Source organism: Shimia sp., from assembly GCF_041624275.1.
GTDB lineage: Bacteria > Pseudomonadota > Alphaproteobacteria > Rhodobacterales > Rhodobacteraceae > Shimia.
In genome coordinates this window covers 1-12,603 of record NZ_JBFJVE010000079.1, presented here as the reverse complement: position 1 = coordinate 12,603, position 12,603 = coordinate 1, and the positions used below count along the sequence as shown (strand labels likewise).

Annotated in this window: 15 protein-coding genes and 1 other RNA gene; 6 read left to right on the top strand and 10 right to left on the bottom strand. The window is 65.9% G+C overall.

Annotation, left to right across the window (positions count from 1 at the left end):
• Positions 1–361 (bottom strand): DeoR/GlpR family DNA-binding transcription regulator (locus ABZD10_RS08040; RefSeq protein WP_372885685.1); only part of this gene is annotated, 361 nt, incomplete at its 3' end.
• Between the two features lie 280 nt (positions 362–641).
• Here ABZD10_RS08040 and glpD point away from each other — a divergent pair.
• The 4 genes from glpD (at position 642) to rnd (ending at position 5,220) form a co-directional block, all read left to right on the top strand.
• Positions 642–2,276 (top strand): glycerol-3-phosphate dehydrogenase, encoded by a 1,635-nt coding sequence (gene glpD, locus ABZD10_RS08035; RefSeq protein ID WP_372885684.1) that lies wholly within the window; start codon positions 642–644, stop codon positions 2,274–2,276.
• A gap of 60 nt (positions 2,277–2,336) precedes the next feature.
• Positions 2,337–3,383 carry a phosphoribosylformylglycinamidine cyclo-ligase gene (purM, locus tag ABZD10_RS08030; RefSeq protein WP_372885683.1) on the top strand — a complete coding sequence of 349 codons (1,047 nt, stop codon included), beginning with the start codon at positions 2,337–2,339 and terminating at the stop codon, positions 3,381–3,383.
• A complete protein-coding gene (gene purN, locus ABZD10_RS08025; RefSeq protein WP_372885682.1) occupies positions 3,380–3,973 on the top strand; it encodes a phosphoribosylglycinamide formyltransferase in 594 nt (197 codons plus the stop codon). Before purM ends, purN begins: the two co-directional genes overlap by 4 nt.
• Before the next feature lie 89 nt (positions 3,974–4,062).
• On the top strand, positions 4,063–5,220 hold the full coding sequence (gene rnd / locus ABZD10_RS08020; protein WP_372885686.1) for a ribonuclease D: 1,158 nt from the start codon (positions 4,063–4,065) through the stop codon (positions 5,218–5,220).
• A gap of 22 nt (positions 5,221–5,242) precedes the next feature.
• Here the strand turns inward: rnd and ABZD10_RS08015 are convergent, their stop codons facing one another.
• Positions 5,243–5,737: a hypothetical protein gene (locus tag ABZD10_RS08015; protein WP_372885680.1), complete on the bottom strand. Its 495-nt coding sequence runs from the start codon at positions 5,735–5,737 to the stop codon at positions 5,243–5,245.
• A 159-nt stretch (positions 5,738–5,896) separates the two neighbouring features.
• Between ABZD10_RS08015 and ABZD10_RS08010 the strand changes: the two genes are divergently transcribed.
• Positions 5,897–6,307: a SufE family protein gene (locus ABZD10_RS08010; protein ID WP_372885679.1), complete on the top strand. Its 411-nt coding sequence runs from the start codon at positions 5,897–5,899 to the stop codon at positions 6,305–6,307.
• A 47-nt stretch (positions 6,308–6,354) separates the two neighbouring features.
• On the opposite strand, the gene ABZD10_RS08005 is transcribed toward ABZD10_RS08010, so the two are convergent.
• The 8 genes from ABZD10_RS08005 to ABZD10_RS07970 all read right to left on the bottom strand — a co-directional run bounded on the left by ABZD10_RS08005 (position 6,355) and on the right by ABZD10_RS07970 (position 12,017).
• Positions 6,355–6,585 (bottom strand): ribbon-helix-helix domain-containing protein, encoded by a 231-nt coding sequence (locus tag ABZD10_RS08005; protein WP_372885677.1) that lies wholly within the window; start codon positions 6,583–6,585, stop codon positions 6,355–6,357.
• On the bottom strand, positions 6,582–6,797 hold the full coding sequence (locus ABZD10_RS08000; RefSeq protein WP_372885676.1) for a DUF4169 family protein: 216 nt from the start codon (positions 6,795–6,797) through the stop codon (positions 6,582–6,584). Before ABZD10_RS08000 ends, ABZD10_RS08005 begins: the two co-directional genes overlap by 4 nt.
• Positions 6,797–8,191 (bottom strand): class II fumarate hydratase, encoded by a 1,395-nt coding sequence (gene fumC, locus ABZD10_RS07995; RefSeq protein WP_372885675.1) that lies wholly within the window; start codon positions 8,189–8,191, stop codon positions 6,797–6,799. Before fumC ends, ABZD10_RS08000 begins: the two co-directional genes overlap by 1 nt.
• A 177-nt stretch (positions 8,192–8,368) precedes the next feature.
• The gene (locus tag ABZD10_RS07990) at positions 8,369–8,836 is read right to left on the bottom strand and encodes an SspB family protein (protein ID WP_372885674.1); all 468 of its coding nucleotides are present in this window, start codon (positions 8,834–8,836) and stop codon (positions 8,369–8,371) included.
• A 77-nt stretch (positions 8,837–8,913) separates the two neighbouring features.
• Positions 8,914–10,170 carry a chromate efflux transporter gene (gene chrA / locus ABZD10_RS07985; RefSeq protein WP_372885673.1) on the bottom strand — a complete coding sequence of 419 codons (1,257 nt, stop codon included), beginning with the start codon at positions 10,168–10,170 and terminating at the stop codon, positions 8,914–8,916.
• Between the two features lie 169 nt (positions 10,171–10,339).
• Positions 10,340–10,692: a transfer-messenger RNA gene (ssrA, locus tag ABZD10_RS07980) on the bottom strand.
• 79 nt (positions 10,693–10,771) lie between these two features.
• The gene (locus tag ABZD10_RS07975; protein ID WP_372885671.1) at positions 10,772–11,263 is read right to left on the bottom strand and encodes an AAA family ATPase; all 492 of its coding nucleotides are present in this window, start codon (positions 11,261–11,263) and stop codon (positions 10,772–10,774) included.
• A 19-nt stretch (positions 11,264–11,282) separates the two neighbouring features.
• Positions 11,283–12,017, bottom strand: a complete 735-nt coding sequence (locus ABZD10_RS07970; RefSeq protein WP_372885669.1) for a FadR/GntR family transcriptional regulator — start codon at positions 12,015–12,017, stop codon at positions 11,283–11,285.
• A 106-nt stretch (positions 12,018–12,123) separates the two neighbouring features.
• Here ABZD10_RS07970 and ABZD10_RS07965 point away from each other — a divergent pair.
• Positions 12,124–12,603, top strand: a 480-nt coding sequence (locus ABZD10_RS07965; protein ID WP_372885667.1) for a DUF2182 domain-containing protein, incomplete at its 3' end; no start/stop codon positions are given.

Sequence of the window (12,603 nt, the reverse complement as noted above, 5' to 3'; positions counted from 1 at the left end):
TGGTCACCACCATCAGCCGCCTGTGACCGAGCAGGGCGCGGGCCACGGCCTCGGTGGTGGTGCCGATGTTGAGAAACACCGAGGCGCCGTCGGGAATCGTCCCGGCGCAGGCCTGCGCGATGCGCTTCTTTGCCGTCTCGTTCAGGCGCCGGCGCTCTTCATAGACGATATTGGCCACGCCCGAGGGCAGAACCGCACCGCCATGCACCCGTTCCAACTTGCCCGCGTTGGCCAAATCTTTCAGGTCGCGGCGAATGGTCTGGACCGTGACGTCGAAATGCGCGGCCAGCCCCTCGACCGTCACCCTGCCGGTCTGGCGCGCGATCTCGAGGATGTCGGGGTGCCGGAAATTCTGCGACATGGCTTCGTTCCTTTTCGTTATTGACCATTATGGGAACCGGCCATTGGTTGGCAAGGGGCGAGAGTCGGGGTATGCCAGAACATCCCATATTTGCGCGCTTTCAACCGCTTATAGGGCCAGGCAAACGCGGGCCGGAAAAGGGGCAGGGCGGTGGCCTGCGCGGGAAGGAGGGGCCTTTCTTCCTATCGGCAATATCGATAACGAAAATAAACGAACATTCGAGTTGACAATTCACGGATGCGCATGATCTTGGAAGAAGAACGCTGCGGAGGGGTCTCCCTTGTCACATCCTGCCGATACATTCCCCGAACGCGCGGCCGTCGACCTGTTCGTGATCGGCGGCGGCGTCAATGGCTGCGGCATCGCGCGCGATGCGGCCGGGCGCGGCCTGACTGTTGAACTGGCCGAGATGAACGACCTCGCCTCGGCCACCTCTTCGGCCTCGACCAAGCTGTTTCACGGCGGGCTGCGCTATCTGGAATTTTTCGAGTTCCGGCTGGTGCGCGAGGCGCTGGCCGAACGCGAGAGGCTGTTGCGCGCCATGCCCCATATCAGCTGGCCGATGCGCTTCGTGCTGCCCCTTGACGGCGAGATGCGCTTTGCGGCCGACAGCCCGGCATCGCGGCTGATTTCGGGGTTCATGCCCTGGCTCGGCGGGCGCCGTCCGGGCTGGATGATCCGCGCCGGGCTGTTTCTCTACGATCATCTGGGGCGGCGCGGCATCCTGCCCGGAACGACGACGATCGACCTTGGCTCGGACGCGGCCGGTGCGCCGCTCGACAACCGCTTTCGCCGGGCCTACGAATATTCCGACTGCTGGGTCGATGACAGCCGGCTGGTGGCGCTCAATGCCCGCGATGCGGCGGCGCGGGGCGCGCGGATCCTGACCCGGACCCGGGTCGAGCGGGCCGAGCGCGACGCCACGGGCTGGCGGGTGACGACGCGCTGCACCGAAACCGGGGCGCTGCGCCAGACCCGAGCCCGGATGCTGATCAACGCTGCCGGGCCCTGGGCCGCCGAGGTGATCCGGGGGGTTGCCGGGATCGACAGCGCCGACGGGCTGCGGCTGGTGCGGGGCAGCCATATCGTCACCCGCAAGCTGTTCGATCATGACCGGGCCTATTTCTTTCAGGGGGCCGACGGGCGCATCGTCTTCGCCATCCCCTACGAGGGCGACTTCACCCTGATCGGCACCACCGACGTCGATCAGGCGGCGCCCGATCCGGCGCCGGTCTGTTCCGAGGCCGAGGCCGATTATCTCTGCCACTGCGCCTCGCGCTATTTCAGGGTGCCGGTCCGCAGGCAGGATATCGTCTGGCGCTTTTCCGGCCTGCGCCCGCTTTACGATGACGGCGCCGCCTCGGCCACCGCCGCCACCCGTGACTACGTGCTGGGGCTGGATACGGCGGGCGGGGCGCCGGTGCTCAGCGTCTTCGGCGGCAAGATCACCACCTATCGCCGTCTGGCCGAGGCGGCGCTGGACCGGATCGCGCCCTTCGTTCCCGGCCTGCCGGGGCCCTGGACCGCCGGCGCGGCGCTGCCCGGTGGCGATTTCCCGGTCGACGGGGCGCCGGCGCTGACCCGGCATCTGCTCGGGAAATACCGCTTTCTCGATGCGTCATGGGCGCGGCGGCTGGTGCGCGCCTATGGCACCGAGGCCGAAGCGGTTCTGGGCGAAGCGGTCGAACGCGATGATCTGGGGCGCGACTTCGGCGCCACGCTTTGCCAACGCGAGGTGGTCTGGCTGATGACTCGCGAATTCGCGCGGCGCGCCGAGGACGTGGTCTGGCGGCGCTCGAAACTGGGGCTGCGCCTCGATGCGGCGCAGATTGCGGCGCTTGATGACTGGATGCGGCGGCAAAGCGCGGATCGGGGCGCGAATTCCGACCGCGAGGCCCCCCCGCGTCACGGCTAACCATTGTTTCCCTTGCCGGGATGGTCTAGTGCCTTCGCAAATCCTGAAACGGAGACCAAGATGAGCGACGGCAAGAACGGCATCACCTATGCGGATGCAGGAGTGGATATCGACGCGGGCAACGCGTTGGTGGATCGGATCAAACCGGCGGCCAAGCGGACGGCGCGCCCGGGCGTGATGGCGGGCCTCGGCGGCTTCGGCGCCCTGTTCGACCTCAAGGATGCCGGCTACAGAGACCCGATCCTGGTCGCCGCCACCGATGGTGTGGGCACCAAGCTGCGCATCGCCATCGACACCGGCAATGTCGACGGCGTCGGCATCGACCTGGTGGCGATGTGCGTCAACGATCTGGTGTGCCAGGGCGCCGAGCCGCTGTTCTTTCTCGACTATTTCGCCACCGGCAAGCTCGACACGGATCAGGCGGCGCGCATCATCGAGGGCATCGCAGAGGGCTGCGCCCAGTCGGGCTGTGCGCTGATCGGCGGCGAGACGGCGGAAATGCCGGGCATGTACGAAGCCGGAGATTTCGACCTTGCCGGTTTCTCGGTCGGTGCGATGGAGCGTGGCGCCGACCTGCCCGCCGGTGTCGTCGAAGGTGATGTCCTGCTGGGTCTGGCCTCGAACGGGGTGCATTCCAACGGCTACAGCCTGGTGCGCAAGCTGGTCGAGGTCTCGGGCCTTGGCTGGGACGATGAATGCCCCTGGGGCGAGGGCACGCTGGGTGCGGCGCTGCTGGCACCGACCCGGCTTTACGTCAAGCAGGCGCTGGCGGCGGTGCGGGCGGGGGGCGTGCATGCGCTGGCCCATATCACCGGCGGCGGCCTGACCGAGAACCTGCCGCGGGTTCTGCCCGAGGGGCTGGGCGCCGAGATCGACCTCGACGCATGGCAGCTTCCGGCGGTGTTCCAGTGGCTGGCGGCAACCGGCAACATGGATCAGGCCGAGATGCTGAAGACCTTCAACAGCGGCCTCGGCATGATTCTGGCGGTGTCGGGCGACGAAGCCGATGCGCTGGAGGCGCTGCTGCGTGACCAAGGCGAAACCGTCTACCGTGTCGGCCGTGTCTGTGCTGGCGAAGGGGTGCGCTATTCGGGCAGCCTGCTGTGAAGAAACGGGTCGCGATTTTCATATCCGGCGGTGGCTCGAACATGCTCCGCCTGCTGGAAGATATGCAATCTGGCGACCATCCGGCGGAACCGGTTCTGGTTCTGTCCAATGACGCCGGTGCGGGCGGTCTGAAAAAGGCCGCCGATCTCGGGGTTTCGACGGCGGTCGTCGATCACCGCCCCTTCGCGGGCGACCGGCCGGCCTTCGAGGCCGCGTTGCAGGCCGCGCTCGCGGTGGTGCAGCCCGACATCATCTGTCTGGCCGGGTTCATGCGGGTGCTGACCGAGGGGTTCGTGGCCCCCTGGGAGGGGCGGATGCTGAACATCCACCCATCCCTGCTGCCGAAATACAAGGGGCTGCACACCCACGCCCGTGCCCTCGAGGCCGGGGATGGCGAACATGGCTGCACGGTGCATCAGGTGACGCCGGCGCTGGACGACGGGCCGATCCTCGGGCAGGCCCGCGTGCCGGTGCTGGACGGGGATACGCCGGGCAGTCTCGCGGCGCGGGTGCTGGAACAGGAGCACCGGCTTTACCCCGCCGTCCTGCGCCGCTTTGCCGCCGGCGACCTGCGGCGCGTCGACCTCTGATCGCCGCCCCGGGCGGCGATTTGCATTTCAGCCGATTTGCGCGTAAGCCCGGGAACGAGCAGAAGATGTTAAGCAAAGATTCCGATCAGATGAAAACCCTGACCACCACCGAAGAGCTTGCCGCGTTCTGCGCGCTGGCGCGCAGCAAACCCTATGTCACCATCGACACCGAGTTCCTGCGTGAACGCACCTATTATTCCAAGCTTTGCCTGATCCAGATGGCGGTGCCGGATCACGACGGCGATGACGCGGTTCTGGTCGACCCGCTGGCCGGCGAGATGTCGCTCGAGCCGCTGTACGAGCTGTTCCGCGACCCCGGCGTGGTCAAGGTGTTCCATGCCGCGCGTCAGGATCTCGAGATCTTCTTCATCGAGGCAGAGGTGTTCCCCGAGCCGCTGTTCGACACCCAGGTGGCGGCCATGGTCTGCGGTTTCGGCGAACAGGCCGGCTACGAGACGCTGGTGCGCAAGATCGCCAAGCAGGGCATCGACAAGTCGAGCCGGTTCACCGACTGGTCGCGCCGCCCGCTGACCGAGGCGCAGCAGAAATACGCGCTGGCCGACGTCACCCATCTGCGTCAGGTCTATGAATTCCTGGCGCGCAAGATCGAGGAAAGCGGCCGTCTGCACTGGGTTCAGGAAGAGCTGCAGATCCTGACCAACCCCGAGACCTATGTCATCAAGCCCTCCGAGGCCTGGCGGCGGCTCAAGACCCGCACCACCTCGCCGAAATTCCTTGCCGTGGTGCGCGAGCTGGCGCGGTTCCGCGAGGGCTATGCCCAGAGCCGTAACATTCCCCGCAACCGGGTGTACAAGGATGATGCACTGATCGAGCTGGCCTCGACCAAGCCGCAGTCTTTGCAGGATCTCGGACGCTCGCGGCTGCTGCTGCGCGAGGCCCGCAAGGGCGAGATCGCCGAGGGCATCCTGAAAGCGGTGCAGCTGGGGCTGGACTGCCCGCCCGACGAGATGCCCCGCGTCGAGGACGGCCGCGACAAGCTGCAGGTCAACCCGGCCCTGGCCGACCTGCTGCGGGTGCTTCTGAAGGCCAAGACCGAAAGCGCCGGCGTGGCCTCGAAACTCATTGCGCCGGCCTCGGATCTCGATGCCATCGCCGCCGGTGAGCGCGACGTGGCGGCGCTGAGCGGCTGGCGCCGCGAGGTTTTCGGAGAGGATGCACTGCGCCTGTGCAAGGGCGAGATTGCGCTTGCGGCCAAGGGCAAATCGGTGCGCGTGGTCAAGCTGTAGCCCCCGACAAGGGGGCGAAACCTCAGCGGCGCGACTGGCGGGCGTTGTCGCGCGCCGCGACCCGGATCGTGCGCACCCCCTGCAACTGCTGGTCGGTCATGCGATGGGCGACGACGATCTGGCGCGATTTCTCGGAGCCGCCGCGCGGCACATGGCGCGGCTGCAGCGCCTTCAGATCGAAGGTCAGCACGCCCGAGACCGGCTTGCCGTCGTTGCGCGGCACCAGTCTCACGTCAAAGGCGCCCTGCATGTCGGCCACGCCCGCGGCCCGGATCAGGGCCCCGTTGGCAACCCGCTCGACCTTGAGCTCGGTGATAATGGCGACCGGGGTGCCGGCATATTGCGCCTCGGGGCGGGCCAGGATGTTGTTGCTGACCGGGATCAGCGGGTTGACCTCGTCCTCGGCGGCCACGGCCACCTCTGTCGAGCGGCCGAACCAGTTCATCGGGTTCCAGCCCGAATTGCAGGCGCTCAGTCCGAGGACGGCAATCAGGAACAGAAGGGGCGTGTGTCGCATGGGCTCGCTCTCTTGGCTTTTGCTATGAGTTAGCGGATTGCGCCGGTTTTGAAAAGCGCCAAGGCGGGCTGGACCTTTGGGCGCTGCCGTCCTAAAGCAAAGGGCGGAAACCGCGCCCGCAGGATCGGGCAGCTGAGACACTATCGGGAGAGCCGGACCATGGCGCAGGCCGCATTCGAAGAGATCGTCGAGGATTTCGAGTTCATCGAGGACTGGGAAGACCGCTATCGTTTCGTGATCGAACTGGGCAAGGACATGGCGCCGCTGGACGAGGCGCTGAAGGTGCCGGCGACCAAGGTCGACGGCTGTGCCAGCCAGGTCTGGCTGCACCCGCGGATCGAAGAGGGGCGGTTCAGCTTTGACGGCGACAGCGACGCGATGATCGTGCGCGGGCTGATCGCGGTGTTGCGCAGGCTTTATAGCGGCCTGCCGGTGGCCGAGGTGCTGGCGGTGGACGCACGGGCCGAGATGGAACGGCTGGGGCTGAACGAACACCTGTCGTCGCAGCGCTCGAACGGGCTGCGGGCGATGATCGAGCGGATCCGGCTGGTGGCCTCGGAAACGGTGTGACGGCGGCGCTGCCCGCAGCTGATTTCAGGCCTGCGGCGCGAGTATTTTCAAAGAGATGAAGCGCGGGTTCTGTAATGGGCCAGCACGTAGAGCCTGATCGCGGTGGCCAGGCCGGTGTCGAGATCGCGTGTCGCATCAATTTCGGCGGCCAACGCGTTGATCGGCTTGGCCTTTTCCTCGGCGATCTCGCGGAAAGCCTGCCAGAAATCATCTTCGAGAGAGACGCTGGTGCGGTGGCCCCTGAGGGTCAGCGAGCGTTTGATCGGGCGCGCATTCACTTGTCGTCGCGCCCCTTGTCGCGCCCGTTCTCGCCGCCGCTGTCCCGCCGGTGGCCGTCAAGGTGGCGGGCGGCCTTGTCGGCCTGGGCCCTGTCGCGGGTTTTCTCGGCCTTGCTGCGGCCGAACTTGACCGCGTTCTGATCGGCGCGGGCCTGTTTTTCGGCCCGCGCTTTTTGTTTTCTGAACCGGTTGAGATTGACCGGCTCTGCCATCAGTCCTTGGGGCCGATCATCTGTTCGGGGCGCACCACGGCGTCGAAAGTGGCCTCGTCGACGAAGCCGAGCGCGATCGCCTCTTCCTTCAGCGTGGTGCCGTTCTTATGCGCGGTCTTGGCGACCTTGGTGGCATTGTCGTAACCGATGGTCGGCGCCAGTGCGGTGACCAGCATCAGGCTTTCCTTCATCAGCTTGTCGATGCGCGGCTCGTTGGCTTTGATGCCGAGGAGCATGCGCTCGGTGAAGCTGTCGGCGACGTCGCCCAGAAGCTGCATCGATTGCAGCAGGTTGTAGGACATCATCGGGTTGTAGACGTTGAGCTCGAAATGGCCCTGCGAGCCGGCGAAGGTCATGGCGGCGTTGTTGCCCATGACATGGGCGGCGACCTGGGTCATGGCCTCGGCCTGGGTCGGGTTGACCTTGCCCGGCATGATCGAGGATCCGGGTTCGTTTTCCGGTAGGATCAGCTCGCCCAGACCCGAGCGCGGACCGGAACCGAGGAAGCGGATGTCATTGGCGATCTTGTACATCGAGCCGGCCACCGTGGCCAGGGCGCCCGACATGAAGACCATGGCGTCATGGGCGGCCAGCGCCTCGAACTTGTTGGGGGCGGTGACGAAGGGCAGGCCGGTGATCTCGGCCATGTTGGCGGCGACAGTCTCGCCCCAGCCGTTCGAGGTGTTGAGGCCGGTGCCGACGGCGGTGCCGCCCTGGGCCAGTTCGTAGATGCCGGGCAGGGCGGCCTCGACGCGGGCGATGCCCTGGCGGATCTGGTGGGCGTAGCCGCCGAATTCCTGGCCCAGGGTCAGCGGGGTCGCGTCCTGGGTGTGGGTGCGGCCGATCTTGATGATGTCCTTGAACTCTTCCGACTTGGCCTCGAGCCCTTCGGCCAGCTTGGTCAGGCCGGGCAGCAGCACGTCGCGCACGGTCATCGCGGCGGCGATATGCATGGCGGTGGGGAAGGTGTCGTTCGAGGACTGGCCCATGTTGCAGTGATCGTTCGGGTGCACCGGATCCTTGGAGCCGATGGTGCCGCCGAGGATCTCGATGGCGCGGTTGGCGATCACCTCGTTGGAGTTCATGTTCGACTGGGTGCCCGAGCCGGTCTGCCAGACAACCAGCGGGAAGTTGTCGTCGAACTTGCCGGCGACCACTTCCGAGGCCGCCTGGATCACCGCGTCACCGATCCTGGCGTCGAGCTTGCCCGAGGCCTTGTTGGCCATGGCGCAGGCCTGTTTGATGACGCCAAGCGCGCGCACGATGGCGATGGGCTGTTTTTCCCAGCCGATCGGGAAGTTCATGATCGAACGCTGGGTCTGGGCGCCCCAGTACTTGTCGGAAGGGACTTCCAGCGGGCCAAAGCTGTCGGTTTCGGTGCGGGTCTGGGTCATGACGAAACTCCGTGTCAAAAGTCTCGAGTGTCATACCCATTTCTGCGAAAAGTTCAATATAGTATACAATTGAATACCGCATTCCGGACATTGTATCGCGGCCCCGCGCCGGCGTGGTTGGCAATTTGCCGGATCGGCGGGGGGTCTTGCCTCATGCCGGGGGCACGGGCAGCAGGATCAGCGCCGGAAACTGTCGAGGCTGACGATCTCGGCGTCCTTCTTGGGGGCGTCCTCGGGGTCGACCTCGGCCAGGGTGACCTCGGGCTCGTCGTCCTCGTCGTCATCCGCGTCATTCTGGGTCTCGAACCGCAGGCCGAACTCGACCGAAGGGTCGACGAAGGTCTTGATCGCATCATAGGGCACGCGCAGCCGTTCGGGGGCGTCGCCGAAGTTCAGCGTCACCTCGAAGCCGGTATCGCCGACCTTCAGGTTCTCGTACCAGTGCTGCATGACCACGGTCATTTCACCGGGATAGCGTTCCATCAGCCAATCGGCGATCTCCACCTCGGGGTGGTGGGTGTCGAAGGTGATGAAAAAATGGTGTTCCCCCGGCAGCCCGTGGGCTTCGACATCGCTCAGCACTTCCTGAATCAGGTTGCGCATGGCGCGGTGCATCAGGTTTCCGTATTCGATCGTCCGAGGCATTTTCTCACCCATGGGTCATCTGATTCAACAATAGTGGATTCGGCGCGAGAGAAAAGATGCCGGCGGAATTTTCTGCCTCAGAAAGCGGCCCAGAGGATGGCGGACAGGGCGGTGGCGGCAAGGGTCGCGACCAGGGGCAAGCGCAGCAGAAACAGCAGAGCAGCACCGAGCAGCACCAGCGCTGCTTGGGCAGGCTCGAAACTGTCGAAGACCGGCAGCGTGCCCCAGGGGCCCGAGCGGGTTTCGCCGAACAGCACATGCAGGGCGAACCACAGGCCGAGGCTGGCGATCACGCCGACGATGGCGGCCGAGATCAACGCCAGGGCGCCGGTCAGCCGGGGGTGGCGCAGCACCGCCTCGACATAGGGCGCGCCGGTGAAGATCCACAGAAAACAGGGCACGAAGGTGCACCACAGCGTGATCAGCCCGGCCAGCGCGGCCATGCCCGCCCCGCCGGCGCCATGGCCGGCGATCTGGCCGACGAACTGGGTCACGAGGATCAGCGGCCCGGGGGTGGTTTCGGCCAGCCCCAGTGCGTCCATCATCTGGTGCGTGGTCAGCCATTGATGCTCGGTGACCACCGCCTGCACCATATAGGCCAGCACCGCATAGGCTCCGCCGAAGCCGACGATGGCCAGTTTCGAGAAGAACAGCCCCAGCGTCAGCAGGAAGCCGGCGTCAAGCAGGGCCAGAAGAACCAGCGGCGCCGCCCAAAGCGCCGCCCATCCCAGCACCACCGGCAGGGTCCGGCGCCAGCCCGGCAGCGGGCCGGCGTCGCGTTTCGTGGCCGGGTCGCGACCGAGGGCGAAACCAAGGCATCCGGCAGCGATCACCACCACCGGAAAGGGCAACAGGCCGCTGAACAGGCCGGCAAAGGCGCCCAGCGCCACCAGGGCCGCGCGGCGGTTGCGCAACACCCTGCGCGACAGGCGCAGCAGGGCCTGGATCACCACCGCGACGATGGCCGCCTGAACCCCGAGAAAACCGGCCCGCACGCCCGGCAGGTCTCCGAAGCCGATATAGACGGCGCCGAGCAGGGCGATGACGGCGGCGCCGGGCAGGACGAAAAGCAGCCCGGCAATGAGGCCACCGGGCGTGCCGCGCAGCCGCCAGCCGGCATAGGTGGCCAGCTGCATCGCCTCGGGACCGGGCAGCATCATGCAGAAGGACAGGGCGCCGAGGAACTGCTCTTCGTCCAGCCACTGGCGTTTCTCGACCAGCTCGCGGTGCATCAGGCTGATCTGGGCGGCGGGCCCGCCGAATGACAAGAGGCCGATGCGGCCGAAAACCCCGAAGAGATCACCAAGCGAAGGGGCGGGCAGGATGGGCTGCATCGGCGCGGGTCCAGAGGGCAGGAAGGGGCGGGAAGGGGCGGGAAGACGGTGCGGGATCGGCGCCCGTGATAGCCCGCCCGGACAGAATCGCCAAGCAGCAAAAGGCGACCCCGCAGGCCGCCGCGTCTTGGTCCGATGGCAGTGCAGGAGGATTTCGGGATGGGGGGGAAGTGCAGGCTTCTGTTGCCAGGTGCCTGCGAACCCCGCCAGACGCGGCTAGGCGACTGGACTTAAGTTTCGGCGACTTTTACAGCTTACGCTGCAACAGCCATTGCCGGAGCACGATTGTCATTTGCAATTGTACAGTTTTCGCCGATAACGGTGGCAGACAGCCGAGACAAAGCTAACCCCTTTAGACGTTCGTCGATCCTGTTTCGTCCCCATGATCCCCAAATGAAGGATGTTGGTGGAGACGCCGGGTACCGCCCCCGGGTCCGATCCGCTTATTACGAGCGCATTTATGTCCATAGTCCCCGAGGGGACAGGAAAGATATAGGTCGGAATCCGTTCGGGATCAATGGCCGACGACCGCGCCGCGCCGAAATCCTGCAATGATCCCGAACGCATGCCGACGCCATGCCCGGGTAAGGCAGTCACACCCTCAAGACCGGTTTTCAAAAGGGTATGTCCGAATTTCGAAACCCTCTTCCACAGTCGGGGTCACGAAATGCGCGGTGATCCAGTCGAACTGCTCGTCGTCGACCTGAAACGGATGCGTGCCGGCGGCGTTGCGGGCCTTCAGCCGCGCCCGGCAGACCTCGTCCGGGACGTCGAGAAAATGCAGCGCGTGATCGCAGTCGGCCGCATCGATAATCGAGCGCATCCAGGCGCGGGTATCGGGCGTGTTGGCGGCAAAATCCAGCACCACCGAGCATCCGTTGCGCAACAGGGCCACGACATGGCCTTCGATGGCCGCGCGCAGGCGGGCCGAATAGCGCATGTAATCCGGCAGGGTCTGCATCTGCGGCCCGTAGAGCCCGGACAAAAGCGCGTCTTCTCCAAGCACGACCGTGCCCGGCGCCTGCCCCAGCCGGGCGGCGAAAGAGGATTTCCCCGAGGCGATCTTGCCGCACAGGATATGCAGAACCGTCATCGCGCGCCCGTTCCCCGGCTCAGCCGGATTTGGCGGCGCGTTCGGCCATCGCCTGATCGCCGAGTTTCAGCGTATAGGCGGTCAGTTCCGCCAGCGCCTGATCGGCCGCCTGCGCCGTGCCGGCCTCGATCGCGTCGGCGATGCAGGTGTGCAGGCCGACGATCACCTCGCGGTTGCGCGCGGTGAAGGTGATCATGTTCATCAGCGGCTGCATCGCCTCGACCGCGCCGGCCAGCTGATAGGACAGCACCGGGTTGCCGGCCCCGTCGACCAGCGCCCGGTGAAAGGCGACGTCGCTGTCGCAGAAGCTCTCGTCCGACAGACCGGGCTGGGCCTGGCGGTGGATCTCGGCACGCATCGTCGCCAGATGGTCGGGGGTGCGCCGTTCCGCGGACAGCGGCGCGCAGGCCCGCTCAAGCGCATAGCGCGCCTCGCAGGCGGTTTCGAAATCGACCGCGTTCATCGACAGCAGCAGCGTCGAGGTGGTGATGTGGTTGGCATAGGCGTCCTGATAACTCAGGCGGCGCACGAAGGCCCCCCCCGTCGCGCCGCGCTGGGTGCGGATCAGGTTCTGTGCCGCCAGCCGCTTCAGCGCCTCGCGCACGGTCGGCCGCGAGACGTCGAACTGGTCGGCCAGCTCGGCCTCGGAAGGCAGCCGGTCATCGACATTCATCTGACCTTCGATGATCGCGTCGCGGATCGATTTCGCGATTTGAGCAGAGAGATCGGCCTTGGATTTCGGGTCAATTTTCATTTGTCTTACATTTAGTGTTTGATCGGAGTTTAATTGTCTGACATTTTGATTTCAAGAAGTGAGTCGCAAAGGATCGCCCCTCGTGTTCGCCAGCCGTATCAGAGCCATGACCGGATTGCACTGGATTGCGCTGTTCGCGGCGATCCTGGGGGCGTGGGCGCTGCTCTACCTGATGGCGCTGCCGGCCGACCTGCGCGTCGCCGGCAAGCTCTATGGCGCGGATTTCTGGGTCGCCCTGTGCACCGTGACCCCGGATGCGGCCGGGTTCCTGCGCGTCCTGATGATGTGGGGCCTGATGTCGGCGGCGATGATGGCGCCGACGGCGCTGCCGGCCTTTGCCACCTACGACGATCTGGCGCATTCGGCGCCCGGCACCCGTTTCGCCCGGCTCGTCGCCGGTTACCTGGCGGTCTGGCTGGGGTTCTCGGTTCTGGCAGCGGCCTTGCAGATGCTCCTGTTTCGTCACGAGCTGGTCAGTGACTTCGGTGACAGCCGCTCGGGCCTTCTGTCGGCGGTGCTGCTGGCGGTGGCCGGTGGCTATCAGTTCTCGCCGGTCAAGGAAGCCTGCCTCAGCAAGTGCCGCATG

What these genes read in the sequence shown, in the direction of transcription:
- purM (WP_372885683.1), top strand. Translation starts at nt 2,337, where the DNA reads ATGAGCGACGGCAAGAACGGCATCACCTATGCGGATGCAGGAGTGGAT.
- rnd (WP_372885686.1), top strand. Translation starts at nt 4,063, where the DNA reads ATGAAAACCCTGACCACCACCGAAGAGCTTGCCGCGTTCTGCGCGCTG.
- ABZD10_RS08015 (WP_372885680.1), bottom strand. Translation starts at nt 5,737, where the DNA reads ATGCGACACACGCCCCTTCTGTTCCTGATTGCCGTCCTCGGACTGAGC.
- ABZD10_RS08010 (WP_372885679.1), top strand. Translation starts at nt 5,897, where the DNA reads ATGGCGCAGGCCGCATTCGAAGAGATCGTCGAGGATTTCGAGTTCATC.
- ABZD10_RS08000 (WP_372885676.1), bottom strand. Translation starts at nt 6,797, where the DNA reads ATGGCAGAGCCGGTCAATCTCAACCGGTTCAGAAAACAAAAAGCGCGG.
- fumC (WP_372885675.1), bottom strand. Translation starts at nt 8,191, where the DNA reads ATGACCCAGACCCGCACCGAAACCGACAGCTTTGGCCCGCTGGAAGTC.
- ABZD10_RS07990 (WP_372885674.1), bottom strand. Translation starts at nt 8,836, where the DNA reads ATGCCTCGGACGATCGAATACGGAAACCTGATGCACCGCGCCATGCGC.
- chrA (WP_372885673.1), bottom strand. Translation starts at nt 10,170, where the DNA reads ATGCAGCCCATCCTGCCCGCCCCTTCGCTTGGTGATCTCTTCGGGGTT.
- ABZD10_RS07975 (WP_372885671.1), bottom strand. Translation starts at nt 11,263, where the DNA reads ATGACGGTTCTGCATATCCTGTGCGGCAAGATCGCCTCGGGGAAATCC.
- ABZD10_RS07970 (WP_372885669.1), bottom strand. Translation starts at nt 12,017, where the DNA reads ATGAAAATTGACCCGAAATCCAAGGCCGATCTCTCTGCTCAAATCGCG.